Source organism: Nitrosovibrio sp. Nv17 (genome assembly GCF_900119085.1).
GTDB lineage: Bacteria > Pseudomonadota > Gammaproteobacteria > Burkholderiales > Nitrosomonadaceae > Nitrosospira.
This window is the reverse complement of record NZ_FPIQ01000001.1, coordinates 182157-208449: the sequence shown is the minus strand read 5'-3', so window position 1 is coordinate 208449 and position 26293 is coordinate 182157. Positions and strand designations below refer to the sequence as shown.

22 protein-coding genes are annotated in these 26293 nt (G+C 65.4%); 12 read left to right on the top strand and 10 right to left on the bottom strand.

The genetic code is table 11. The features are described 5' to 3' along the window. Position 1: 1 nt before the first annotated feature. The 7 genes from glyQ to lysA all read left to right on the top strand — a co-directional run bounded on the left by glyQ (position 2) and on the right by lysA (position 6520). Positions 2–910 (top strand): glycine--tRNA ligase subunit alpha, encoded by a 909-nt coding sequence (gene glyQ, locus BT108_RS00900; protein WP_072292658.1) that lies wholly within the window; start codon positions 2–4, stop codon positions 908–910. Beyond that, positions 903–3026 (top strand): glycine--tRNA ligase subunit beta, encoded by a 2124-nt coding sequence (glyS, locus tag BT108_RS00895; protein WP_072292657.1) that lies wholly within the window; start codon positions 903–905, stop codon positions 3024–3026. Before glyQ ends, glyS begins: the two co-directional genes overlap by 8 nt. Before the next feature lies 1 nt (position 3027). Beyond that, positions 3028–3561: an HAD-IIIA family hydrolase gene (locus BT108_RS00890; protein ID WP_072292656.1), complete on the top strand. Its 534-nt coding sequence runs from the start codon at positions 3028–3030 to the stop codon at positions 3559–3561. A gap of 8 nt (positions 3562–3569) precedes the next feature. Beyond that, positions 3570–4328, top strand: a complete 759-nt coding sequence (locus BT108_RS00885; RefSeq protein ID WP_072292655.1) for a lysophospholipid acyltransferase family protein — start codon at positions 3570–3572, stop codon at positions 4326–4328. A 5-nt stretch (positions 4329–4333) separates the two neighbouring features. Next, positions 4334–5053, top strand: coding sequence for a M48 family metallopeptidase (locus BT108_RS00880; protein WP_072292654.1), 720 nt, complete (start codon positions 4334–4336; stop codon positions 5051–5053). A 97-nt stretch (positions 5054–5150) separates the two neighbouring features. Then, complete coding sequence (locus tag BT108_RS14240) at positions 5151–5267, top strand: LPS translocon maturation chaperone LptM (RefSeq protein ID WP_083566076.1); 117 nt, start codon at positions 5151–5153, stop codon at positions 5265–5267. Then, complete coding sequence (lysA, locus tag BT108_RS00870; RefSeq protein ID WP_072292653.1) at positions 5264–6520, top strand: diaminopimelate decarboxylase; 1257 nt, start codon at positions 5264–5266, stop codon at positions 6518–6520. Before BT108_RS14240 ends, lysA begins: the two co-directional genes overlap by 4 nt. Positions 6521–6545: 25 nt before the next feature. On the opposite strand, the gene mgtE is transcribed toward lysA, so the two are convergent. From mgtE to mpl, 7 genes are all read right to left on the bottom strand, one after another. After that, entirely contained in the window at positions 6546–7988 is a 1443-nt protein-coding gene (gene mgtE / locus BT108_RS00865; RefSeq protein ID WP_072292652.1) for a magnesium transporter, read from the bottom strand. Positions 7989–8254: 266 nt separating this feature from the next. After that, on the bottom strand, positions 8255–8896 hold the full coding sequence (gene mtgA, locus BT108_RS00860) for a monofunctional biosynthetic peptidoglycan transglycosylase (RefSeq protein ID WP_218184792.1): 642 nt from the start codon (positions 8894–8896) through the stop codon (positions 8255–8257). Positions 8897–9032: 136 nt separating this feature from the next. After that, positions 9033–9851, bottom strand: coding sequence for a shikimate dehydrogenase (aroE, locus tag BT108_RS00855; RefSeq protein WP_072292651.1), 819 nt, complete (start codon positions 9849–9851; stop codon positions 9033–9035). A gap of 70 nt (positions 9852–9921) precedes the next feature. Beyond that, positions 9922–10809, bottom strand: a complete 888-nt coding sequence (locus BT108_RS14035) for an energy transducer TonB (RefSeq protein ID WP_255369555.1) — start codon at positions 10807–10809, stop codon at positions 9922–9924. A gap of 1 nt (position 10810) precedes the next feature. Beyond that, on the bottom strand, positions 10811–12667 hold the full coding sequence (locus BT108_RS00845) for a ribonuclease catalytic domain-containing protein (RefSeq protein ID WP_072292650.1): 1857 nt from the start codon (positions 12665–12667) through the stop codon (positions 10811–10813). A 120-nt stretch (positions 12668–12787) separates the two neighbouring features. Then, positions 12788–13429: an ankyrin repeat domain-containing protein gene (locus BT108_RS00840; protein WP_177257220.1), complete on the bottom strand. Its 642-nt coding sequence runs from the start codon at positions 13427–13429 to the stop codon at positions 12788–12790. Between the two features lie 29 nt (positions 13430–13458). Next, positions 13459–14814, bottom strand: coding sequence for a UDP-N-acetylmuramate:L-alanyl-gamma-D-glutamyl-meso-diaminopimelate ligase (gene mpl / locus BT108_RS00835; RefSeq protein WP_072292649.1), 1356 nt, complete (start codon positions 14812–14814; stop codon positions 13459–13461). A gap of 335 nt (positions 14815–15149) precedes the next feature. Here mpl and BT108_RS00830 point away from each other — a divergent pair, with 335 nt between their 5' ends. From BT108_RS00830 to BT108_RS00810, 5 genes are all read left to right on the top strand, one after another. After that, positions 15150–17909, top strand: a complete 2760-nt coding sequence (locus tag BT108_RS00830) for an LPS-assembly protein LptD (RefSeq protein ID WP_072292648.1) — start codon at positions 15150–15152, stop codon at positions 17907–17909. A 73-nt stretch (positions 17910–17982) separates the two neighbouring features. Beyond that, entirely contained in the window at positions 17983–19302 is a 1320-nt protein-coding gene (locus BT108_RS00825) for a peptidylprolyl isomerase (RefSeq protein ID WP_072292647.1), read from the top strand. A 61-nt stretch (positions 19303–19363) separates the two neighbouring features. After that, positions 19364–20383, top strand: a complete 1020-nt coding sequence (gene pdxA / locus BT108_RS00820; protein ID WP_072292646.1) for a 4-hydroxythreonine-4-phosphate dehydrogenase PdxA — start codon at positions 19364–19366, stop codon at positions 20381–20383. Between the two features lie 11 nt (positions 20384–20394). Then, the gene (gene rsmA, locus BT108_RS00815; RefSeq protein ID WP_072292645.1) at positions 20395–21195 is read left to right on the top strand and encodes a 16S rRNA (adenine(1518)-N(6)/adenine(1519)-N(6))-dimethyltransferase RsmA; all 801 of its coding nucleotides are present in this window, start codon (positions 20395–20397) and stop codon (positions 21193–21195) included. A 189-nt stretch (positions 21196–21384) separates the two neighbouring features. Continuing rightward, the gene (locus BT108_RS00810; RefSeq protein WP_072292644.1) at positions 21385–22029 is read left to right on the top strand and encodes a lytic transglycosylase domain-containing protein; all 645 of its coding nucleotides are present in this window, start codon (positions 21385–21387) and stop codon (positions 22027–22029) included. Between the two features lie 50 nt (positions 22030–22079). Here the strand turns inward: BT108_RS00810 and BT108_RS00805 are convergent, their stop codons facing one another. The 3 genes from BT108_RS00805 to BT108_RS00795 form a co-directional block, all read right to left on the bottom strand. Beyond that, positions 22080–23093 (bottom strand): zinc-binding alcohol dehydrogenase family protein, encoded by a 1014-nt coding sequence (locus BT108_RS00805; protein WP_072292643.1) that lies wholly within the window; start codon positions 23091–23093, stop codon positions 22080–22082. A 14-nt stretch (positions 23094–23107) separates the two neighbouring features. Beyond that, positions 23108–24964 (bottom strand): dihydrolipoyl dehydrogenase, encoded by a 1857-nt coding sequence (gene lpdA / locus BT108_RS00800; protein WP_072292642.1) that lies wholly within the window; start codon positions 24962–24964, stop codon positions 23108–23110. Between the two features lie 62 nt (positions 24965–25026). After that, on the bottom strand, positions 25027–26292 hold the full coding sequence (locus BT108_RS00795) for a glutamate-5-semialdehyde dehydrogenase (RefSeq protein ID WP_072292641.1): 1266 nt from the start codon (positions 26290–26292) through the stop codon (positions 25027–25029). Position 26293 lies beyond the last annotated feature (1 nt).

Here is a 26293-nt window from a genome sequence, read left to right as displayed (position 1 = left end):
CATGCTCACTTTCCAGGAAACCATACTCGCCCTGCAGCACTACTGGGATAACAAGGGGTGTACGCTGCTTCAGCCGTACGATATGGAAGTGGGCGCAGGGACGTCGCACACGGCCACCTTCCTGCGCGCCCTGGGACCGGAACCCTGGAAAGCCGCCTATGTCCAACCCGCCCGCAGGCCCCGCGACGGACGCTACGGCGAGAACCCGAATCGCCTGCAGCACTACTACCAGTTCCAGGTCGTGCTGAAACCGGCACCGCCCGACATCTTGGATCTCTATCTGGGATCGCTGCGCGAACTCGGGCTGGATCTGACACGCAACGACGTGCGCTTCGTCGAAGACGACTGGGAAAACCCCACACTGGGGGCATGGGGCCTGGGTTGGGAGGTCTGGCTGAACGGTATGGAAATCACCCAGTTCACCTACTTCCAGCAGGTTGGCGGACTCGACTGCAGGCCGATCACCGGCGAAATCACCTACGGCCTGGAACGGCTCGCCATGTATCTTCAAGGCGTGGAAAACGTTTACGACCTGACATGGACGAAGGGTGTATCGTACGGCGACGTCTATCGCCAGAATGAAGCCGAACAGTCCGCCTACAATTTCGAACACAGCGATGCGGATTTCCTCCTGGCCGCCTTCGACAGCCATGAGCGCCAGGGCCGACACCTGGTAGGCTGCGCGCTGGCGCTGCCTGCCTACGAGCAGGTGCTGAAAGCCGCCCACGTCTTCAATCTGCTGGAGGCACGCGGAACGATTTCCGTCACAGAGCGTGCGGCCTACATCGGGCGCATCCGTGACCTCGCACGCGGCGTGGCACAGGCCTACTACGAAAGCCGCAGACGCCTGGGATTCCCGATGGCACCCCGCGCCTGGTGCCCTTCATCGGCGGAGGCCGCCCTTGAGTAGTACCGTCCGGAATCTGCTGGTCGAATTGCTGGTCGAGGAACTGCCGCCAAGATCGCTGCAGAAGCTCGGCGACAGCTTCGCGCAGGGGCTCGCGGCAAGCCTCCAGGTCCAGAACCTGATCGAGGACGGCGCGCCGGTCGTCGCCTTCGCCACGCCGCGACGACTGGCAGCGCACTTCGGGAGAGTCGCCCCGAGATCTCCCGATACCTCCACACCGCTAAGACTGATGCCGTCGTCCATCGGTCTGGATACCGCAGCCCAGGCCACGCCCGCCCTGCGCAAGAAATTGTCCGATCTTGGCGTCGATGCGGCAGACATGCCGGCTTCGCATCTCAGGATCATGTCCGACGGCAAGACCGAGATGCTGTATCTGGACCGCCTCATTCCGGGTATCCCCCTGGCTGCGGGGCTGCAGAAAGCCCTCGATGCGGCGCTCGCCGGACTGCCGATCGCCCGGACGATGACCTATCAGCTGGCCGACGGCTGGAGCAGCGTCGACTTCGTGCGGCCCGCGCATGGCCTGGTTGCCCTGCACGGGAGGGATGTCGTGCCGGTGCGCGCCCTCGGGCTGAGCGCGGGGCGCGAGACACAGGGGCATCGATTCGAGGCCAGGGTCAGCCCGATCGTATTGCGGGACGCCGACAGCTACGCGGACCAACTGGAGAGCGAAGGCAGGGTCATCCCCGGCTTCGCGGCGCGCCGCAACGAGATCGTCCGGCAGCTCGACGCCGTGTCGGCCGCCCCGGGATCGAGCCCGGTGCGGGATGCGGCACTGCTCGATGAAGTGACGGGACTGGTCGAACTCCCGAACGTCCTGACGGGGAAATTCGATGACGCCTTTCTGGACATTCCCCGGGAGTGCCTGATCCTGACGATGAAGACGAACCAGAAATATTTCCCGCTGCTGGATGCGGAAGGCAGGCTGCAGCCCCGGTTCCTGATCGTCTCCAACATCCGTCCCGCGGATCCTGCCGAGGTGGTCTCCGGCAATGAACGGGTGCTGCGCGCGCGCCTGGCGGACGCCAGGTTCTTTTTCGATCACGACAGGAAGAAACCGCTGGACGCGTGGCGCGCCGGCCTGGACAAGGTGGTCTATCACAACCGGCTCGGTACCCAGGCCGAGCGCGTGGCGCGGATCGCCGCGATCGCGCATGCGATCGCGGTGGAACTGGGGGATGAGGAACTCGCGGCACAGGCGCGGGTCGCCGCAAACCTTTCCAAGGCGGACCTGCTCACCGGCATGGTGGGCGAATTCCCCGAGCTACAGGGTATCATGGGACGCTACTACGCCTGGCACGACGGGCAGCCGGACGAGATCGCCTATGCCATCGAGGACCACTACCGGCCGCGTTTCGCAGGCGATGCACTGCCGCGCGGGCCGGTTGGCACCTGCGTCGCGCTGGCGGACAAGCTGGAGACGCTGGTCGGCATGTTCGGCATTGGGCGGATCCCGACCGGCGACAAGGACCCCTATGCGCTGCGCCGCCACGCCCTGGGTATCGGGCGCATCCTGATGGAAAAAGGGCTGCGCATTTCCCTGGAAACACTGCTCGGAATGGCGCGGACGGCGTTCGCCGGGGCAGTGCCCCTGGATGACGCAGCCTGCACTCGCCTGCCCGACTTCATCCATGAGCGGATATCCGGTCTGCTGCGCGAGCAGGGCTATTCCTTCCAGCAGGTCGATGCGGTCCTCGCCAGCCGCCCCGGCCTTTTGAACGACATTCGGGCGCGCCTCGAGGCCGTACGCGCCTTCACTGCCCTGCCGGAAGCACAAAGCCTCGCCGCAGCCAACAAGCGGGTCGGCAACATCCTCAAGAAGGCGGGGGACGAGGCGGACGCGACGCTGACCGTCGACCTGCTGCAACAGCCCGCCGAGCACGCGCTGCAGGATACGCTCAACCGGATCGCTCCCACGGTGGATCATTTGATCGATCTGGGGGAATTCAACGATGCCCTGCGGCAGCTCGCGGCGCTGAGAGAGCCGGTGGACGCCTTCTTCGACCAGGTCATGGTGAACGTGCCCGATCCCGTCCTGCGCGCCAACCGGCTGGCATTGCTGGTCCGCCTGCAGCGCGAGATGAACCGGGTGGCCGATATTTCCCGCCTGGCGACCTGACATGAAGCTCGCCATCGTGGATCGGGACGGCGTCATCGCTCATGGCATCGACACCTCGCTGCGCGCGCCGGACGAATGGAAACCGATCCCCGGCGGCCTGGACGCCCTTGCGCGCCTCGGGCAGGCAGGCTATCGGATCGTGGTCGCCGCCCATCAAGCCGGCGACACCCGCAAATTGCCGGACATGGCGACACTCAACGCGATCCATGACAGGATGTGGAAGGCGGTGGGCCAGGCCGGTGGCCGTATCGATGCGATATTCTTCCATGCGCGTGCCGCGACATCCCCTCGCGCCGAACATGCCTCCATCGCCGCCACGCTAATCGAAATCTCGCAGCGCTTCGGGGTGACGCTGGACGGCGTACCCGTGATAAGCGACTCGCTCCGCGACCTGCAGGCAGCGGCGGCGGCAGGCGCCGCCCCGATGCTCGTGCTGACCGGCAGAGGCAGGAAAACCAGATCGGAGGGAGACCTGCCGGCAAACACCCGGGTCTTTCGCAACCTTGCAGCAGCCGTCGACGCCCTGGCATCATGAGGCCAGCCATGCTGCTGCTGCGCGCCACGCTCTATGTCCTGCTGCAGGCCATCATTACGCCGCTCTATTTCCTGATCGTCCTGGCGGCGTTTCCGCTTCCTCCCCTGCACCGCTACCGCATCACCTCCGGCTGGGCCCACCTCATGCTGTTTCTGCTGAGCCGCGTCTGTGGCATACGGTATCGCGTCATCGGCAGGGAAAACATCCCCGGGCAGCCGAGCATCGTCCTTTCCAAGCATCAGTCCGCCTGGGAGACCCTTGCATTCCAGCAGATTTTTCCTCCCCAGGTATGGGTACTCAAGAAAGAGTTGCTGCGCATCCCGTTTTTCGGCTGGGGCCTGGCACTCAACAGCCCCATCGCAATCGACCGCAGCTCGGGAAAGACGGCATTGAAGCAGATCGTCGAGCAAGGCAGGGATCGCCTGCAGGCCGGCTTCTGGATCGTGATCTTTCCGGAAGGCACGCGCATCGCACCGGGGGAAAGGGGCAAGTATCACATCGGCGGCGCCTGGCTCGCCACGCATAGCGTCGCACCGGTCGTGCCGGTCGCCCACAACGCAGGTGCGTTCTGGGGCAGGAACGCCTTCATCAAGCGCCCCGGCACCATCACCGTGAGCATCGGCGCGCCGATCGACCCGAAAGGAATGGAGCCGGGGGATCTCAATGCACGCGTGGAAGAATGGATCGAAGCGGAAATGATGCGGCTCGACGACAGGCAGACACCTCCCCCTGACGCTTCCTCTCCCCTCCCCGTGCCGGAAAGGTAGCATCGATGCCCGCCAGCGAGACTCGCCGCATCCACCTGAATGGCGAAGAGATCGCCTATGCCCTGGTGCGGCGCGCCCGCAGGACGATCGGCCTGAGGATCGACGACCGCGGCCTGACCGTCAGCGCTCCGCCGAGAATGGCACTCTACCGAATCGAATCGGCGCTGCTGGGCAAGACTGGATGGGTGCTGACAAAGCTCGCCGAATGGCGCAGCCGGGAATCCATCGAGCCGAGATGGGAGGAAGGTGCCATGTTTCCATTGCTGGGAGCATCCTGGCAGGTGGTGGCGACTCCTGCCGGCGGCATACGGATGCACCCTGTCCGAACGACAACGAAGGCTGTCGAAGACGGACAGATGCCGTTGCCGCTGCCGTGCGCACTCGATGCCCGACGGATCGAAACGTTCGTGATGGACTGGTACGACCGCGAGGCACGGGCATGCTTCGGCGAGCGCCTCGCACTCTATGCAGACAGGCTCGGCATCGGGGTGCCGCCCCTGCGCCTGTCCCGGGCCCGGAGCCGGTGGGGCAGCTGCAGCGCACGCGGCATCGTGCGCCTCAACTGGCGCCTGATCCGGATGCCGCTTCATCTGGTGGACTACGTGATTGCCCATGAACTGTCCCACCTCATCGAAATGAACCATTCCCCCGCCTTCTGGAAAACGGTGGAGCGCATCTATCCGGACTACCTGCAGGCAAGGAAGGCGCTGGGAAGACTCGGTTAAACCGCAGGATCGGGCATATCCCCAGGTTGTCCGGCTGACCCACAGCCCGATGTGCTAATATCTCCCATCAACCTGGCCGGCCCTGCCGTCATTTCCCATGCGTCGATTCTGCTCCGCCCTTATGCTCGTCCTGCTGCTTGGCGCCTGCGGGCTCAAAGGGCCCCTCTATCTTCCTCAAGAGCACTCCCCGCAACCTGAAGCAAAGAAGAAGTGAGCGGCTTCCCCTGGTTCGACTATCGTCGCGGCAGACTGCATGCGGAGTCGGTCGCGCTGGAGCACATCGCCCGGGAGTTCGGCACCCCCTGCTACGTGTACTCGCGCGCCGCCATCGTTGCGGCCTACCGCGAGTTCGATGCCGCCTTCGAGGAACGCGACCACCTGGTATGCTATGCGGTCAAGGCCAACCCCAACCTTGCCATTCTCAATCTGCTCGCCCGCCTCGGCAGCGGCTTCGACATCGTCTCCGGAGGCGAACTCCAGCGCGTTCTGAAGGCGGGAGGGGATCCGCAAAAAATCGTATTTTCCGGTGTGGGCAAGCAGGCCGGGGAGATGCGCGCGGCACTCGCCGCCGGCATACTCAGCTTCAATGTCGAATCCGAAGCGGAACTGATGGCGCTGGACCGGGTCGCGGGCGAAACGGGACGCATCGCGCCGGTGAGCCTGCGGGTCAATCCGGATGTGGATGCGAACACCCATCCCTACATCTCCACCGGACTCAAGGAGAACAAATTCGGTATCCCCTTCGGCGAAGCCGAGGAACTGTATGCTCGTGCACGGCGGCTTCCCAACCTGCGCATCACGGGACTGGACTGCCATATCGGCTCCCAGTTGACCGGCCTTGCCCCCTTCGCCGAGGCCAGTGGAAAAATGCTCGGCCTGCTGACCCGGCTCGAAGCGCTGGGGCTGCCGATCGAGCACCTGGACCTGGGCGGCGGCCTGGGCATCCGCTATTCGGACGAAACCCCTCCCGCAGTACGAGAATACGTCGCCGCATTGTGCGCCACAACCAAAGGCCATTCCCGCCATCGCATCCTGATCGAGCCCGGCCGCGCGCTGATCGGAAACGCCGGGGTGCTGCTCACGCGCATCGAATACCTGAAGCACACACCCCACCGGAATTTCGCCATCGTGGACGGCGCCATGAACGACCTCATCCGCCCGGCACTCTACGATGCCTACCATGAGATCCTGCCGGTGATGCGCAACCGCCGCCGCGGAAAAATCTACCAGATCGTCGGGCCCGTCTGCGAGACCGGCGACTTCCTGGGGCGCGATCGAAAGCTGCCGCTGTCGCAGGACGACCTGCTGGCCGTCATGTCCGCCGGCGCATACGGCATGAGCATGAGTTCGAACTACAACTCCCGCCCGCGCGCCGCCGAGGTCATGGTGGATGGTGATCGGGCCTGCCTCGTCCGCCGGCGCGAATCCGTCGAGCAGCTGTTTGCCGACGAAAGCATGCTGCCCTGAAACGCGCCTGCCGGCGGACCGTGGATCAGAGCAGAAAGAGGGTGGCCAATCCGAGGAAAATGAAGAAACCGCCGCTGTCGGTAACAGCCGTGATCATCACGCTCGACCCCGCCGCAGGGTCGCGCCCGAGCCGGTTGAGAGTGAGGGGAATGAGCACACCCAGCAGGGCCGCCAGCAGCAGGTTCAGCATCATTGCCAGCGTCATCACCAGTCCGAGCGAAACGCTGCCGTAGATCAGAAACGCGAACAGCCCCACCACTCCCCCCCAGACCAGCCCGTTCACTGCGCTCACGCCAATTTCCTTGACGAGCAGCTTGCGCGCGTTGCCCGAGCTGATCTGGCCCAGGGCCAGGGCACGGACGATCATGGTGATGGTCTGGTTCCCGGAGTTGCCGCCTATGCCGGCGATGATCGGCATGAGCGCCGCCAGCGCCACCAGCTTCTCGATGGAATCCTCGAACAGGCCGATGACCCGGGACGCGACGAACGCCGTCACGAGATTGATGGCAAGCCAGGTCCACCGGTTTCTCACGCTTTTCCATACCGGGGCGAACAAGTCCTCTTCCTCGCGCAGGCCCGCCAGATTCAACGCATCGCTCTCCGCCTGCTCGCGTATGAAATCCATCACTTCGTTCACGGTCACCCGCCCCACCAGCTTTTCCTCCCCATCGACCACCGATGCGGACACCAGATCGTAGCGCTCGAACGCCTGCGCCGCCTGATGCGCATTGTCGCTGGGATGGAGCTTCACGATCTCGGTGGTCATCAGCGACCCCACGGTCGCGTCGGGATCGCTCACCAGCAGGCGGTTCACCGGCAGCACGCCCTTGAGATGCTCGTTCCGATCGACCACGAACAGCTGGTCCGTATGATCGGGCAGCTCGTCCAGGCGGCGCAGGTAGCGCAACACGACCTCCAGCTTGACGTTCTCGCGTATCGTGACCACATCGAAATCCATCAAGGCGCCCACCGCGTCCTCCGGGTAGGACATGGCGGCGCGCAACTGCTCGCGCTCCTCCATCGGCAGCGACTGGAACACATCCTCCATGACGTCGCGGGGGAAATCCGGAGCAAGATCGGCGATTTCGTCGGCATCGAGCTGGCCCGTGGCGGCCAGCATCTCGCCGCTGTCCATCGTGGCGATGAGCGTCTCGCGCACCGCGTCGGAAACTTCCAACAGGATCTCGCCGTCACGCTCCGCCTTGACCAGTTCCCAGATCATCAGCCGGTCATCGAGCGGCATTGCCTCCAGGATGTGCGCCACGTCGGCCGGATGGAGCTCGTCGAGCAGCTTCTGCAGTTCCGCCAGATTCTGCTTGTGCACCAGCGCTTCGACCAGATCGCGGCGCGGCATGTGCTGCGTATGCACCAGCCCTTCCACCAGCTTGTGCTTGTGCAGCAGGTGCGTGAGGCGCCGCAGGGTCTCCTGCAGACTCTCGGTTTTCCTGAGATTGCTCGCTTTGGTCATCTCTGGTCGCTCTGGCGTGTGGAATCGTGCAGGTACCGCCGCCGGACGCCGAGCCGGCGGCATGATCGCCCGGATTTTATCTCATGGGGGTTTCAGACCTGCAATGATTCTTTTCGTTGCCGTTAACTTCATCGGCACAACATCGGACGAATCGGCATCGTACGCTACCCGCCGGCCAACCGGGTATCATGTCAAACGGGAATACCGCGGTTCCGGTGGAAAAGAAGCCGATGCATCATGCCTCCTCCAGGGATGCGGGAAAGCCGTCACGGAATCCGCGCGGCCGCCATGCGCGCCAGGATGGCTCGCATTTTCCGCTTCAGCCCCGCAGTATCGCGATGCCGATCATGGTAGCGCGGATCGGGGATCATGGCGGCGAGGCGAGCCGCCTGCTCCATGCCGGCGGAATCGGCGGAAATACCGTAATAATGGCGCATGGCCGCCTCCGCCCCGAACACTCCATCCCCCCATTCGATGACGTTGAGATAGATCTCCAGGATGCGCCGCTTCGACATCACGCCTTCCAGCATCAGCGTGATGACCGCCTCCTGGGCCTTGCGCCACGGGGTCCTGCTGGCGGAAAGAAACAGATTCTTGGCAAGCTGCTGGCTGATGGTGGATCCGCCCGCGACCAGCCTGCCGGCCTTCAGGTTTCTCTCATGGGCCCTGCGCATGGCGTCATAGTCGAAGCCCTCATGCATCATGAACCGGTCATCCTCCGCCGCGACGACTGCCCGTTTCAGGTGGGATGAGATTCGTTCGTAGGGTATCCACTGGAGATGGAGCCGAGCCTGGGAGCCATTCTCCCGCGCCTCCTCCAGGCGGTTGCGCATGAATGCGCTGGTGGCGGGATCATGGGTGTTCCAATACACCACATGGCCGAAAATCCAAGACTGATAGAGCAGCATTCCCCCGAGCGGGATCAGAAAAAGCCGCCACAGCCAGCGCCGGATGCGCGCCTGCACGCTCAACGGCGGAATGGATGCCTGGCGGGAACGGGACGCCGGTCCAGCATCCCCGGGCAGGCACCGGGAGCCTTGCCGCTCATGGCGCAGCCCGCAGCCGGTCGATGATCCGGCCCGTCTCCGGCCTGACGCCGCGCCAGACGAGAAACGATTCCGCCGCCTGCTCCACCAGCATGCCGGCACCGTCGATCTGACGGGATGCCCCATGCTGCCTGGCGAAATCCAGGAAAGGCGTACCCGTGCCGCCGTACACCATGTCGTAGGCCATGGCTCCGGTGGAAAAGATGCCGGCGGTCAGCGGTGGCAGCTCACCGGCCAGGCTGGCGGACGTGGCGTTGATGACGAGATCGAACGACTCCCCGCCGATATCCTCATAGTCCCCGGATATCACGTTCCCATGGCAGGAGAATCGCTGCTGCAGGGCATGCGCCTTTTGCCGGGTGCGGTTGGCAATGAGCAGTGTCCGGGGGCCCTGCTCCAGCAGCGGCAGGATCACTCCACTGGCGGCGCCACCCGCTCCCATCAGCAGCACCCGCTTTCCCGCGATGGGAAACCCCAGGTTGGTGCGAATGTCGCGTACCAGCCCGACGCCGTCCGTATTGTCGCCCAGCACCCCCTCTCCGTCGAAGACCAGCGTATTGACGGCCTGGGCGGCCTTGGCCCGCGGGGTCAGGCGGTTCGCAAGCGCGCACGCCTCCAGCTTGAACGGAACCGTGACGTTCATTCCCCTGCCGCCACGCCCACGAAAATCCGCCACCGTCGGAGCGAATTCACCCAGGGGCGCAAGAATGGCCTCATAGACCATGTCCTGGCCGGTTTGTCGCGAAAACTGCGCATGGATCCATGGCGACCGGCTGTGGGCAATGGGATTGCCGACAACGGCGTACAGGTCGGTCATGAAACCGGTGCTCCGGGGAAAGCGGGGCCCATGTCCGAAACCGTCCGATTCCCTACCTGGGGCGCAGCCTTCATTGGCTCGTCAGTTCATCCGCTCGGGTGAATACCCAGAAGCGTGTGATGTACAGGACATCGGTATCGCGGCCGATGTCCGGCGGGAACGGCGCGAATCCGTTCTGCCCGGCCAGCTTGACGATGCGTACCGCCGCCTCGTCCAGCACCCTCTCACCCGATGAACGATTGAGCTCGATCGATTCGAGCGCGCCGTCGGATCGGATGCCGACGGTCAACTGCAGGCTGCCGTGCAATCCCTCGCGTCGCGCCGCCTCCGGATAGTTCAGATTGCCGATCCGCTCCACCTTGAGGCGCCAGTCCTCGATGTAGCGCACGAAGCGGTATTCCCGCGTGCGGGCGCTGACGAACCTGTGCCGGGGAGGACGCTGGATCTCATGCTCGCGTCCGGCTCGGGCCTGCATGCGGGCGATCTCGAGGCCGCGCTGCACTAGGTCTCCCGCACTCAGCCCGAAGCGGTCGGGGGCAAGGGTATCGGGATCCGCGTCCATGCCACGCTCGGCGGCCGGATCCTCCTCAGGCGCAGCCGCCGCGGGCGCCGCCTCCTGTCCAGCCGGATCAGCAGCTTCCACGGCGGCAGGCACGGACTCCACGGATGGCGGAGTGGAGCCTACGACCGTCCCGGCCGTGTCGCTCGCGCTGTCCCGCCTGCTCGCACGCGGCCGCAGCGACGCCGTGGCGGACACGGATTCCGGCTCAGGCCGGCTGCCTGCGAGCACCACCTCCAGCGGCCCGGTCACGCTGTCGATTTCAAGGCGGGGAAGCTTGAAGGAAACTGCAAACAGGACGGCCACATGCAGAATGATCGAAATCGACAGCGCCGCTTTCAGCCGCCCCGCGGGACCCCGGCGCCCCGCATGCACCCCGAATGCTGCGTCCATCGCCATGCTATGCGTCCAGCTTGCGCACGAATTTTACCTGGAGGGCCAGTTCCAGCAGGTCGATCTGAGAGATCTCCACCTCGATGGCGGTTTCCGGCGCCATGTCGGGCAGGGGTGTGACGCGCACGGCCAGGGGCAGGTGATCCAGCTTGACCAGATTTTCCCTGAGAACCTGCGCGCCCAGGATACTGACGCGCTCCTGCTGCAGCCAGCGCAGGCACCAGTAGCGTTCCATTCTCCTCTGGAAATCCCCGTATATCTCGTAAGCTTCCTCGAAGTCCCGCATGGCGATCTGCAGCCCGTCGCCCTCCCGGCTGTAGGTCGGCGTCTCCTTCCGCAACAGGGCCACCAGTTGCCGCTGGTTGACGAAATCCACGTAGCGGCGCATCGGCGAGCTGCTCCATGCATACTGGGAGACGCCCAATCCCTGGTGCGGGGCGGGAGAGGTGCTCATCCTGACCTTGCCGCCCCCCTGATTGCGATAGATGCCGGCTACTCCCCCGTTGGCCAGCTGCCTGCCCCACTCGGTGTTGAGGAAGATCATCAGTTCCGATACCACCTTGTCGATCGGCGATCCCCGCCGGCGCTCGGTAATAATGACGCGCTCCCCCTCGACCCGGAAATTGTAGTCGACCTTCTCGCTGTTGCCATCGTTGGCCTTGCCCCGAACCTGCTCCATCCTGCACGCAAACTTCCACAGCGCCAAGAGGGCCTCCCCGAAAGGGTGGTCGATACGTTCCGCCGCCAGTGCGGATTCGTTGAAGTACGCCTCCAGCGTATCGTGCCTGAGATTGGCGGACACCCTGACGCGCTCGATACGGCTCTGGGTGGAAACGACGGTGAAGTCGTCCGAGACGTCCACGTACAGCGAGAGCGCCGGGCACAGGCGATCCTCGCCCAGCGTATAGTGCTGGATCACTCCCTCCGGCAGCATGGTGATTTTCCTGCCGGGGATGTAGACGGTGGAAAGACGCTGTGCCGCCACCTCGTCCAGATGCGATCCCGGAGCGATCCCCAGCGTGGGCGCGGCGATATGGATACCGATGCGAAAACTTCCCAGGGTCAGCGGCGTCACCGAAAAGGCATCGTCGATTTCGGTCGTGGTGGTATCGTCGATACTGAAGGCGATCACATCCGCGCAGGGCAGATCTGCCGGATCGCCAGTTCCCGCGCCGCTGTCGAGCTCGCCAAACCCTGTCCCGCCCGGGAAATGCTCCAGCAGGAAACGGTTGAGATGATAGTCGTGCGTGGACGGTATGGCACCGCACTTTTCAAGCAACCCGGGCACGCTCAACCGCGTTCCGGCGCAAACGGCATCGAGCGCCTTCCATTCGATGGTGGTCTTGTCGGGCCGATAAAGCAGATCCGACACCATGGACACGAACTCATCCGGCAGGCTGAATTTGCTCAGCAATTCGACATAGCGCGCCTGCTGCTGTGCCTGCTGGCGCTTTTTCTCCTGGCTTGCAAGGGCTGCTTCCAGCGCCTTCAATGGCGCTGCCTTGTAACGCCCCCGGCCCTTCTTGTAGAAATACATCGGCGCACTGTGCAGCCGGATCAGCAGGGCAGCAGCCTCCTCCGGGCTGGCAGCATGGCCGAAATAGTCGGCGGCCAGTGCGTCACTGGCGAATTCGGCTTCGTTCTCGCAACATTCCCAGAGAAACCCCGGATCCAGATCATCCGCCATTTTCTGTGCCGCATCCATGAATCCGGGCAACGACGGCGTATCAAATCTCAGCAGTATTGAAGCTGCCTTGATCTTCGCGCGCTTGCCATGAAGCGCCTCCACTTGCAATGACGTCGTGTTATCGGCGAGGATGGTGCCTACCTTGAAAGTACCTTCCTCTTCGTAAAAAACGTTCATGAGATGGTTTTTCGCGGATGCGGTCGGTAAGTGCCATGAATAACGCGCATGGATTCAGAGAGATACCAGCCGTCAGATTATAGCCTGAAACATATTTCCCGCGAGATCAACCCCGGCGGTCTAGCGGGCCCCGGCATCCTTGAGCAGCCTTGTCACGGCGTGATGGCGATATCTTTCGGCCAGCATGAGCGCTGTGATGCCGTTCCCCGCCCGGGCGTTCACGTCGGCCTTGCCGTCCAGCAATGCCTCAACCGTGCCGGCGTGGCCGATCTGCGCGGCCAGCATCAGCGCCGTCGCGCCATTGCCCAGGCGAGCGCCGGCGTCTGCTCCCGCCCCCAGCAATATCTGCACGATGGGGCGCTGCCCTTCCTGCGCGGCCTGCATCAACACCGTGAGGCCCTCGTCCGTGCGGGCATTCACGTCCGCCCCGGCAGCAAGCAATTCCTGCACGACGTCCTTGTGACCCCGGCGCACCCCCTGCATCAGTGCGGTGACGCCACCGCGCGAGCGTGCATCCGCAGGGATGCCTGCGGCGAGCAGCACCCGCACCACCTCCTCATAGCCGTTCGCGGCGGCCGCCGTCAGTGCGGCAGCAGCCTCTTCCACGCCGGCGGCCGAACCTGACAGCAGAGCGCGCACGCGCTCCACATCGCCTCTGCCCGCGGCCGCCGCAAGCTCTGCGGCAGGCGGACCGCCCCAGACGCCCATCGACAGGCACAGCAGCATGCCGCAGAGGAGCGCGCGGCCCCGGACGGCAACCACGCCGCATCTTCCCCGGCGTGCAGCCTCCTTCAACATACCGGCGCGCCCTCGATCGCTTCAAGCAGTTTCTCGTGGATGCCGCCGAAACCACCATTGCTCATGACGAGCACGTGATCACCGGGCGCCACCTCCTCCACGATGGCGTCGACGAGCGCACCGAGATCGTCGCGGCTGGCTGCGCGCGTCCCCAGGCTGCCCAACGCCCGCGCCACGTCCCAGCCCGGGTCCGGCGTATAGCAGAACACTCGATCGGCCGCTTCCAGGCTCGTCCCGAGGCTGTCCTGCCACACGCCCATCTTCATGGTGTTGGAGCGTGGCTCCAGCACGGCGATGAGGCGTGCGTCCCCGACCCTGGCCCGTAGTCCCTCGATCGTTGCGCGGATGGCGGTGGGATGGTGGGCAAAATCGTCGTACACCGTGATGCCGTGAACGCAGCCGCGGATCTCCATGCGGCGCTTGACGCCGCTGAACCGCGCCAGCGCGGCGGTCGCCACCTCCACCGGCACGCCGGCATGGCGTGCGGCAACCAGGGCCGCGAGCGCGTTCATGCGGTTGTATGCACCCGGCAACGCCCAGCGCAACCTTCCCTCGACCCTGTCCCCCTGCAGGATGGCGACGCTTCCGTCGGACTGCATCTGTGCATGCCAGCCGCTCTCTATGCCGATCCGTTCCACTGGCGTCCAGCATCCCTGCTTCAGCACGCGTTCCAAGCTGGCCTCCTGCCCATTGCTGACCAGCAGACCGTTGCCCGGGACGATGCGTACCAGATGATGAAATTGTTGTTCGATAGCTGCAAGATCGGCGAATATATCTGCATGATCGAATTCCAGATTGTTGAGGATGGCGGTTCTGGGACAGAAATGGACGAACTTGGAACGCTTGTCGAAAAAGGCGGTATCGTACTCATCCGCCTCGATGACGAAAAATGGCGATCCGCCGAGCCTTGCCGACAGGCCGAAGTCGCGGGGAACGCCCCCGATCAGGAAACCCGGCTCCATGCCGGCGTATTCGAGTATCCATGCCAGCATCGAACTGGTGGTGGTCTTGCCGTGGGTTCCCGCGACCGCCAGCACCCACCTGTTCCGCAGGATATTCTCCGACAGCCACTGCGGACCGGATGTATAGGAAAGGCCACGCTCGAGTATGGCCTCCATGAGCGGATTTCCCCGGGACACCACGTTGCCGACCACGAACAGATCGGGTTCCAGGCCGACCTGTTCCGCACCGTACCCCTGCGTAAGGACGATGCCCTGGGATTCCAGCTGCGTGCTCATGGGCGGATAGACGCCCGTGTCGCAGCCGCTCACCTGATGGCCGGCGGCGCGCGCGATGGTCGCGACACCGCCCATGAACGTTCCGCAGATACCGAGTATGTGAATATGCAAGACCGGACTCCTGAACATGAGCGGGCGCCGCCCCCGCCGCGGTGGAAATCGTTCGGGCACTGTGCCGCCGCCGTGCGCAGACCCGGAGTCATCCCCTGTTTTTTGCTACACTTACGGCTTTGCCCTTTGCTGGAACCACATCGACACCAGCCGTGCAACGAGGTCACGCGTCGCAGCCACCGATCGAAGTAGCAAAGCACGGTTCGGGCTCCTGCCATCGCCTCCTGTTTTCAGCAGGAAGACAAGCCATCAGGTATTCGATACGGGCCCCATGAATCCCTCGGGCATGGCTACCCATCCGTATCAAGATACCGCACCGGGATGAATACTCGCACATGAAGCCACGTTTCACGGCCTCCCTGGGCTGGTTGATCTGTGCATCCTGCCTCGCGCCTCCGATACACGCCGAGGTGCCGCCAACGGACAGCCCGGGCGCGCGGGAACGCTCGGCCGCGGGGAGCAATGGTGCCGTCATCATCGATACGGATCAGATACGGGGCCAGCACGAATACCGCACCGAATCCGAAGATGCGCTGCGTCCCGACGGAAGCCGCGCCGATACCGTCCGTCTGCACGAAAATCCACCCATCGGCGCACCGCATGACTATACACCATCCTCGAGTGCAACGAATGCCCCTCGCCCGGAATCACCCGCGCTGACGGAAATCGAGCGCGTACCGGGACCTCTCGAACGGGAGAGCGGGACCGGCCTGCGCACCGACGTGCGGGACGAATCCCGGCTACCGGCCGCCGCCGCACCGGAAGACGCAGGCCGGCCGGCGTTGTCAGGCACAACGATGCCGCCCGACCCCCATCCCTCCGTCGTCGTCGGTACCGAGGAGATCCGGGGGTACTCGGAACACCGGGGCGAAACCCGCCTGCGCCTGGGCGACGCCCTGGCGCCCGACGACGCACCGGCCCGCATCACGGCCGCGGAGGAAGACCGGTTCATCGCCGACGCCGTCACGCTGCCGGAGAGAAAAACGGGGCGACCCGTATTCGTCTCGGCGGAACGCCTGGAAGGTCATACCGAGAACGAAATCAATGCCATCGGCAAGGCGGAATTCTTCAGCGGAGACCAGTTCGTCTCCGCGGACCGCATGACCTACCGGCAGGATGAAAATACGGCCGAAGCCCAGGGCAAGGTGCGCGTAGAGCAGCGCGGAGACATACTCGAGGGTTCGCAACTCCGGTTCAATCTGGTGGACAAGACCGGACAGCTGAGCGAACCCAGCTATCGCCTGAAGGATGCCGGCAGCCGCGGCAAGGCCAACATGCTGCTGTTCGAAGGCGAAGACCGCTACCGGCTGCGGCAGGCGTCCTACACCACCTGTCCGGCAGGCGACCACGACTGGTATCTCAACGTCGACGACGTCGAGATCGACAACGAGAAGAAGGTGGGCACCGCGCGCAAGGTGAAGCTGACGTTCAAGGACGTGCCGATCCTCTATACGCCGTGGATGGACTTCTCGTTCAGCGGACAGCGCAAGACCGGGCTCCTCGCCCCCCTCTACGGGTACAACGTCCGGACGGGGGTGGACCTCACGGTACCGTTCTACTGGAATATCGCCCCCAACATGGATGCGACCCTTTCCGCGCGGGCGATGTCGCAGCGGGGGGTTGCGCTCAACAGCGAATTCCGCTACCTGGGCACCACCTGGAACGGCAATCTTCTGGGGGAGGTACTGCCGACCGACATCGACACCAAGGACACCCGCTACCGCGTCTCCTTCGGGCACAACCAGACCTTCGGGCAGCACTGGTACAGCCGGCTGGACTACAACCGGGTATCCGACGACACCTACTTCCGCGACTTCGGCAACACGATGAATCTGACCTCCCGGACCAACCTGCTGCAGCAGGGATTGCTGGCGTACAACCGCAACCTGGGAGAAAACGGCACCCTGAACGTCACATCCCTGGTGCAGCAGTTCCAGACCATCCAGGATCCGCGCAACCCGATCGTCTCGCCCTACAAGCGGCTGCCGCAGCTCACGCTGACGGCGAACAAGGCCGACGTGCTCGGACTGGATTTCAACCTCACCGGCAGCTGGACCAATTTCACCCATCCCACCCTGATCAACGGACAGCGCATCACCTTTTTCCCCACGGCCAGCTACCCGATGCGGAATGCATATGGCTACATCACCCCCAAGATCGGCCTGCACCACACCCGCTATGACCTGGAATCCCCGGGTTCGGGACCCGTCACGCTGCCGGACATGAGCCCGAACCGCACCCTGCCGCTGTTCAGCCTCGACAGCAGCGTGGTGTTCGACCGGAAGATGGAACTGGCCGGGGAACGCTTCACCCAGACTCTCGAACCGAGGCTCTTCTACGTATACGTACCGTTCCGGGATCAAAGCGCCCTGCCGAATTTCGACTCCGCCAAGACGGACTTCAGCTTTGCCCAGATCCTGACCGAGAACCGCTTCAGCGGAAACGACCGCATCAACGACGCGAACCAGCTGACATTTGCCCTCACCTCCCGCCTGATCGACGCGGATACCGGCAGAGAGCGCCTGCGGGTCGCCATCGGACACCAGATGAGCTTTATAAACCGCCGCATCACGCTCGATGCGCCCTCCACCATCATCAGGCGGCCGGACATCATCGCCGCCATTTCGGGGTTCATCACGCCCACGATCAGCACCGACACCAGCGTGCAGTTCGACCAGACCCGGCTGCTCGCGGACGTGGTGCGCTCCGGCCTGAGCTACCGCCCCGAGCCGGGCAGGGTCCTGAACTTCGGCTACCGCTTCACGCGCGACGTGCTGCACCAGGTCGACGCCTCGTCGCAGTGGCGATGGTCGGAACGGTGGCAGACGGTGGCGCGCCTGAACTACTCGCTGCAGGACCAAAGGATCCTGGAAGGCTTGGCGGGCATCGAGTACAACGCCTGCTGCTGGTCGCTGCGGTTCGTGGTGCAGCACTTGACGCTGGCCACCCAGAAGACCACCACGGCCGCGTTCCTGCAGCTCGAACTGAACGGCCTGATGCAGATCGGATCGAATCCGCTGCAGGTGCTGCAACGCAGCATTCCCGGATACGTCCGCACCGGCAGCCAGGGAAGCGGCACCGTGGAAGGACCGTAACGGCGTATCACTTGACCTCCATCTCCGCCGTGGTTACGCTACAGCCACCCGACGCCGGTTGGAACCAACTCACATGGATGCACGATCTCTGTCACGCCTGCCGATCCTGCTGACCCTGTTCATGGGAAGCATCGCCATCACCCAGCAACCCGCGCACGCCCGCGGCATCCAGACCATCGACCGTATCGTCGCGGTCGTCAACGAAAGCGTCATCACCCGCCACGAACTCGACGAGATGCTGAAGGTCGCGGTCAGGCAGATACAGAAGCAGGGCATGCAGATGCCCGCGTACCCGGAACTGGAAAAGCAGATACTGGAGCGTCTGATCGTCAACCGCATCCAGCTGCAGCTGGCGAAGGAAACCGGCCTGACCGTGAGCGACGCCGAACTCGACCAGACGGTCCGCCGCATCGCCCAGGAAAACAAGATGTCGCTGCAGGAATTCTACAATGCACTGGCGCAGGATGGCATCAGCTTCAAGAAATTCCGCGACGAAATCCGGGACGAGATCACCCTCGTGCGGCTCAAGGAGCGCGAGGTCAACAACCGTATCAACGTCACCGAAAGCGAAGTGGACAATTTCCTGCACACGCAGGCGAACACCTCGGCGGACGATCTCGAATACCGGATCGCCCATATCCTGGTCGATGTCCCGGAACAGGCGGATGCCGCGACGATCGAGGTCATGCGGCGCCGCGCCGAGGAAGCCCTGGCCCTGCTGCGGGAAGGCACGGAATTCGCGCAGGTTGCCAGCGAGTTTTCCGATGCCGACGACGCCGCGCAGGGTGGGCTGCTGGACTGGCGTCCCGCCAGCCAGCTGACCCAGCGATTCGCGGAGTACGTCACCCCCATGGAACCCGGCCACATCTCGCCCATCATCCAGAGTCCCAACGGATTCCACATCCTCAAGCTGGTCGACCGGCGCAACCAGGGCGAGGCGGTGACGATGGTGGAGCAGACCCACGCCCGCCACATCCTGGTGAAGATCAGCGAACTGATCTCGGAAAGCGACGCCCGGCGCCGCATCGCCGACCTGAAGGAACGTCTCGAGCATGGCGCCCGGTTCGAGGAGCTGGCGAAACTCCACTCGGAGGACGGAAGCGCGTCGTCGGGCGGCGACCTGGGCTGGCTGTCCCCCGGCGACACCGTGCCGGAATTCGAGCATGCCATGAACGCGTTGGCCGACGGCGAAATCAGCGCGCCGGTGCAGTCTCCGTTCGGGTGGCATCTGATCCAGGTCATCGAACGCCGTTCCCAGGACGTCACCAAGGAACGGCGGCGCCAGACGGCGCGCCAGGCGATCCGCGCGCGCAAGGCAGATACCGCCTTCCAGGACTGGCTGCAGCGCCTGCGCGACCAGGCCTACGTCGAGTACCGGCTGGAGGAAGGCTGATGCTGCGCCGCGAGGCGGACTCCCAGGCGCACGCCCGGCACGCGGCCGGAGCCGGCACGGCATGAACGCAGATTGCCCGGTGCTGGCGCTCACCACGGGCGAGCCCGCCGGCATCGGCCCCGACCTGTGCGTGCAGATCGCCCGGCACAGCCTGCCCTGCCGGCTGGTCGTCATCGCCGACCACGGGCTGCTGCGGGAACGCGCCCGGCTGCTGGGCCTCCCCCTGGACATCGACCTCCTCCCTGAGCAGAGCGACGGGTACGCCACGCATCGTGCCGGCAGCCTGTCCGTCCTGCACGTCCCGCTGGCGAGCCCCGCCGTCCCCGGCAGGCCCGATCCCGCCAATGCGGGCTACGTCCTCGACACCCTGGCGCGCGCCGTCGACCTGTGCGTACGCCGGGAGTGCGGCGCCATGGTGACCGCACCGGTGCACAAGGGCGTGATCAACGACGCGGGCATCGCCTTCACCGGGCATACGGAATACCTCGCCGCGCTGACCGGTGGCGAGGCGGTCATGATGCTGGCAGGCGGCGGCATGCGCGTGGCACTGGCCACCACGCATCTGCCGCTGAAGGAGGTGGCCGGCGCCATCACCCGCGACAGGCTGATGCGGAAGCTGCGCATACTCCACCACGATCTGAGGACGCGCTTCGCCCTCGACGCACCCCGCATCGCCGTGACCGGCCTCAATCCCCACGCGGGGGAGTCGGGTCATCTCGGCAGGGAGGAGATCGACATCATCATTCCCGCACTGGAAGCACTGCGCGGCGAAGGCCTCGTCCTGGCCGGCCCGCTCCCGGCCGATACCGTGTTCCATCCCGCATGCCTCAAGGACTACGACTGCGTGTTCGCCATGTACCACGACCAGGGACTGCCGGTACTGAAGCACGCGAGCTTCGGCGCGGGGGTCAACGTCACGCTGGGCCTGCCGATCATCCGCACCTCAGTGGACCATGGCACCGCCCTGGAACTGGCAGCCACCGGACGGGCCGATCCCGGCAGCCTGCTCGTCGCCGTCGAGATGGCGGCGATGCTGGCCGGCAACCAGCAACGGCTCGAAACGGGCATTCCCGCCGGATGATCCGCCCCGGAATGCCGGCCGCCGAAACGGACGGGTCACGGCATGCGCCCCGCCGGCGCTTCGGCCAGCATTTCCTGGTCGACCGGGACGTCATCGCGGACATCGTGCGCGCCATCGCCCCCTGCAAGGACGACCGCATGGTGGAGATCGGACCCGGCCCGGGCGCCCTGACGCGTCCCCTGCTGCGATCGCTGCGCCACCTGCACGCGGTGGAGATCGACCGTGATCTGGTCTCGCACCTGCGGCAGTCATTCCCGGCGGAACGCCTGACCCTCCATCCGGTCGACGCCCTGCTGTTCGATTTCTCCACGCTCGGGCCCCGACTGCGGGTGATAGGCAACCTGCCCTACAACATTTCCACGCCGCTCCTGTTCCATCTCGCCCGGTTCGCCGGCGCCCTGCGCGACCTGCACGTCATGCTGCAGCGAGAAGTGGTGGCGCGCATGGTGGCCGAGCCCTCCACGCCGGACTACGGCCGGCTGTCGGTCATGCTGCAGTACCGCTTCGACATGGAACAGCTCTTCGTCGTGCCGCCGGAATGCTTCAGGCCCGCACCCAAGGTCGAGTCAGCGGTGGTGCGCCTGCTGCCGCAGGCCCGGCCTCTCATCGATGCGGACAGGGAGATGCTGCTGGCGAGCATCGTCTCCGCCGCGTTCTCGCAGCGGCGCAAGACGCTGCGCAATACGCTGCACGCCCACCTGGGTCCTCGCGACTACGATGCGCTGGGTATCGATCCAGGCTGGCGCGCCGAAAACCTGTCGACGGCGCAGTTCATCGCCATCGCCAACCATCTGTCCAGCCCATCCGGATGAGGGACCTTCGTAAGGCTCATGCATCCCTTGCCGCCGGACAGAAGAAATGGTACAAATGGACCCCATCCCATTGCCGCGGACCCGCTGTACAATTCGTAGGCCGGCGGCTTGACCCGACGCCTGCAGGTTTTGCCACCCGCTACGGGAGCGGGACGGCAGCTGCGCCCTGACTCACCGTCGACCGCTTCCATGCAGACTGGCTTCCATCGTGCCCTCCTCCTGACCGCCGCGCTTGCCTGCGGCCTGGCGTCATCCGCGCGCGCGGACATCTACTGGTTCACCGACGATGACGGCGTGGCGCACTTCAGCAACGTGCCCACCGATCGACGTTACAAGCCTTTCATGAAAACCCCGGACGGCGTCACCAGCCCGTCCCGCACCGGCACGCCGGGCCGGAGGCTGGAAACCGGCGCCCGGATCCGGTACGCCCCGATCATCGACACGGTCGCCCGCCGCCATGCCCTGGACAGCGCGCTGATACACGCCGTGGTGACCGCCGAGTCTGCCTACGACGCCGCCGCGGTATCGAAGAAGGGCGCGGCGGGCCTGATGCAGCTCATGCCCGAGACCGCGCAGCGATACGGCGTGACCGATCGCCTCGATCCGGTCCAGAACCTGCACGGCGGAGCGCGCTATCTGAGCGACCTGCTGAAGATGTTCGACGGCAACCTGAGCCTTGCGCTGGCGGGTTACAACGCGGGGGAAAACAGCGTGGTCAGGCATGGCTACCGCATCCCGCCGTTCGCGGAAACCCGGCACTACGTGCCCAAGGTGCTGGATCTCTATCGCCGCTACCAGGATGAGGCAGCGGCCGGCAAACGCAAGGGCGCCTGATTCAGATCCGGGTAGAATGGGTGGAGCGCAGCGCAACCCATCATTTCCTGTCAGAACCCCTCGAGCACGAGCTTGCCCCGGGTGTGGCCGCCCTCGATCCGCTCATGGGCACGCTTCAGGTTGGCTGCATCGATGGATCCCAATGTCTCCGAGAGCGTCGTTCGCACCTGCCCCGCGTCGACGAGCTGCGCCACCCTGTTCAGCAGCGCCCCCTGCTCCCCCATGTCCGCGGTTTCGAACATGGAGCGCGTGAACATGAGCTCCCAGTGGATCGAGACGCTTTTCTGCTTGAAGAGATTGAAGTCCAGCACGGGGCTGTCGATGAGTGCGAAGCAGCCCTGCGGGGCGATCAGCCGGGCGATTTCGGGCGCATGCACCTGCGTGTGAGTGGTGCAGAAAACGAAGGCAGGCGCACCGAGACCCAGCGCGGCCACCTGGTCCGCAAGCGGCAGGCCGTGGTCCACCACGTGATGCGCGCCGAGATCGAGGGCCCACTGCCGGCTTTCCGGGCGCGAGGCGGTGGCGATCACGGCGAGATGCGTCAGCCTGCAGGCAAGCTGGATCGCGATGGAACCGACGCCGCCCGCGCCGCCGACGATCAGTACCGCGGGCGCGGCCCCGGCAACGATCCTGTTCGCGACGTCGAGCCGGTCGAACAATGCCTCCCAGGCGGTGATCGCGGTCAGCGGCAGCGCCGCCGCCTCGGCCCAGCCCAGGGTAGCCGGCTTGCGGCCGACGATGCGCTCGTCGACCCGATGGAACTCGGCGTTGGTACCCGGCCGCGCCAGCGCCCCGGCGTAGTACACCTCGTCGCCGGGCCGAAACAGACCGGCCTGCGGCCCCGTTTCCACGACGACACCGGCCGCGTCCCACCCCAGCACCTTCCATTGGTCTGCCTCCGGCGCCACGCTGCGCCGTACCTTGGTATCGATGGGATTCACCGAAACGGCCTTGACGGCGACGAGAAGGTCGCGCCCCTCGGCAGCGGGCTGCGGCAATTCGATGTCGACCAGGGACTGCGGCTCCTCGATGGGCAGCGGGATACGGTAGCCGATGGCGTGCATGTCGATGTCCTGCGTTACTTCTTCGGCAGATAGAGGTCGGTGATCGACCCTTCCGCGATCTCGGCGGCGAACACGATCGTCTCCGACAGCGTCGGGTGCGGATGGATGGTGAGGCCGATGTCCTCCATGTCCACTCCCGTTTCCAGCCCCAGCACCGTCTCCGCGATCAGTTCGCCCGCATTCACGCCCACCATGCCGGCGCCCAGAATGCGGCGCGTCTTTCCGTCCAGCAGCAGCTTGGTGACGCCTTCCTCGCGCGCCATGGCGATGGCGCGGCCGCTCGCCGCCCACGGGAATACCGCCTTCTCGTACTCGATGCCCTGCCTGGCGGCCTCGGTCTCGGTCAACCCCATCCAGGCGATCTCCGGATCGGTGTAGGCCACCGAGGGAATGGCACGCGCGTCGAACGCCGCTTCCTGCCCCGCCGGAGCGGCGCGCGCGATGATCTCGGCGGCAAGCTTGCCCTCGTGGGATGCCTTGTGCGCCAGCATGGGCTCGCCGCAGACGTCGCCGATGGCGAAGATGTGCGGCACATTGGTACGCATCTGCCGGCTGACCGGAATGTAGCCGCGCGCGTCCACCTCGACCCCGGCCCGCTCCGCGCCGATGTCGCGGCCGTTGGGGCGGCGCCCGACCGCCAGCAGGATGCGATCGTATACCTGCGGCGCGGGCGCGGCTGCGTCTCCCTCGCCGGAAGCCGCGGCGAAAGTCACCTTCAGCCCATTCTCCTGCGCGTCGATGCGCGTGACCCGCGTCTTCAGATGGATCGCCTCGTAGCGTTTCTGTATGCGCCGGTGCAACGGCTTCACCAGATCCGCGTCCGCGCCCGGGATCAGCTGGTCCATGAGTTCCACCACGCTCACCCGGCTGCCCAGGGCATCGTAGACCGTCGCCATCTCCAGGCCGATGATCCCCCCGCCGATGACCAGCAGGCGTCCGGGAATGTCTTCCAGCTTCAGCGCGCCGGTCGAATCCATGAGGCGCGGATCCTCGTAGGGAAAACCGGGGATGCGCGCCACGCTCGAACCGGCGGCGATGATGCAGTGCTCGAAGGAGACGGTCTTCGTCCCGTCCGCCGTCTCCACCTCAATCAGGTGGGGCGACGCGAAGCGGCCCGTTCCCTGCACCACCCGCACCTTGCGCTGCTTGGCAAGCCCGGACAATCCCTTGGTGAGTTTGCCGACGACGGATTCCTTCCATGTGCGCAGCTTGTCCAGCGCGATGTCCGGCTTGCCGAAGGCGATGCCCTGGCGTGATGCCTCCTCCGCCTCCGTCACCACCTTTGCCACGTGCAGGAGCGCCTTCGACGGAATGCAGCCCACGTTGAGGCACACTCCGCCGAGCGTGGGGTAGCGCTCGATCAGCACCACCTTCCTGCCCAGATCCGCCGCGCGGAAAGCGGCGGTATAGCCGCCGGGACCCGCGCCCAGCACCACGACGTCGGCGTGGAAATCGCCCCGGGGGATCTCGGCGGCGGGAGGAGGCGTCCGGGGAACCGGCCCGCTTCCGCCGTCGTCGGGCGCGGATCCCGTGCCGGGCGCGGGAGCGGCCCCGGCTTCCCCTCTCCCGTCCGCGGCGGGAGACGGCGCCGCCGCCTTGCCTGCGCCGGCATCCTCCGGGGCTCCCTGCTGCGCCGTCTCCAGCACCAGGATCGGCGTACCCGCCGAAACCTTGTCGCCAACCGCGACCTTGAGCGCCTGCACCACGCCGGCGTGAGGCGAAGGGATCTCCATCGTCGCCTTGTCGGTCTCCAGCGTGATCAGGGAGGTTTCCTGCTCCACCGCGTCGCCCGGCTTGACCAGCAGCTCGATGACCGGCACGTCGCTGAAGTCGCCGATGTCGGGAACGCGTACTTCCGTCAGATTGCCCATGGATGCTCCATGATGGGGATGAATGAAATCATGCGCGATACGCCTGCCCGCAGCACGGGACCTCAGGTCCGCACGTGCCCATCCCCCAGCACGATGAACTTCTGGCTGGTAAGGCCCTCCAGGCCCACGGGGCCGCGCGCGTGCAGCTTGTCGGTGGAGATGCCGATCTCCGCGCCGAGACCGTACTCGAATCCGTCGGCGAAGCGGGTGGAGGCGTTGACCATCACCGAGCTGGAGTCGACCTCGCGCAGGAAGCGGCGGGCACGGCCGTAGTCCTCCGTGACGATCGCGTCGGTGTGCTGCGAACCATAGGCGGCGATGTGCTCGATGGCCTGGTCCAGCCCGCTCACCACCCGCACGCTCAGGATCGGCGCCAGATACTCGGCGTGCCAGTCCTCCTCCGTCGCCTCGCCCATCTGCGCGACGATGGCGCGCGCCGCGGCGTCCCCCCGCAGCTCGACCCCCTTGCCGAGATAGATGCGGCACAGGGGCGGCAGTATCTCCCGGGCGACGGCCTCGTGCACCAGCAGCGTCTCCATGGTGTTGCAGGTACCGTAGCGCTGCGTCTTGGCGTTGTCGGCCACCCGTATCGCCTTGCCGGGATCGGCGCCCGCGTCGATGTAGACGTGGCAGACGCCGTTCAGGTGCTTGATGACCGGCACGCACGCTTCGGCGGAGATGCGCTCGATCAGTCCCTTGCCGCCGCGCGGCACGATCACGTCGACGAACGCCTGCATGGTGACGAGCTCCCCCACCGCCGCGCGATCGGTGATCTCGACCACCTGGATCGCGGTCTCGGGCAGCCCTGCGGCGCGCAGCCCCTCCTTCACGCACGCCGCGATGGCCTGGTTGCTGTGGATCGCCTCCGACCCGCCGCGCAGGATGGCGGCGTTGCCCGACTTGAGGCACAGGCCCGCGGCGTCCGCCGTCACGTTGGGACGCGCCTCGTAGATGATGCCGATCACCCCCAGCGGCACGCGCATCCTGCCGACCTGTATGCCGGTCGGACGAAAGCTCAGGTCGCTGATCTCCCCCACCGGATCCGGCAGGGCAGCGATCTGCACCAGCCCCTCGGCCATGGCGTCGACGGCCTTCGGCGTGAGCGTCAGGCGGTCCACCATGGCCGCCTCCAGCCCGGCCGCCCGTGCGGCCTCCACATCGCGCGCATTCGCCGCCAGGAGCAGCTGTGCGTCGCGCCGGATGGCTGCGGCCGTCGCCGCGAGCGCGCGATCGCGGGTGGCGGTATCGGAGCGGGCAACCCATCGCGACGCGCTGCGCGCCTCGCGGCCGACCGCATGCATGTAGGTTCTCACATCCATGATATCCATA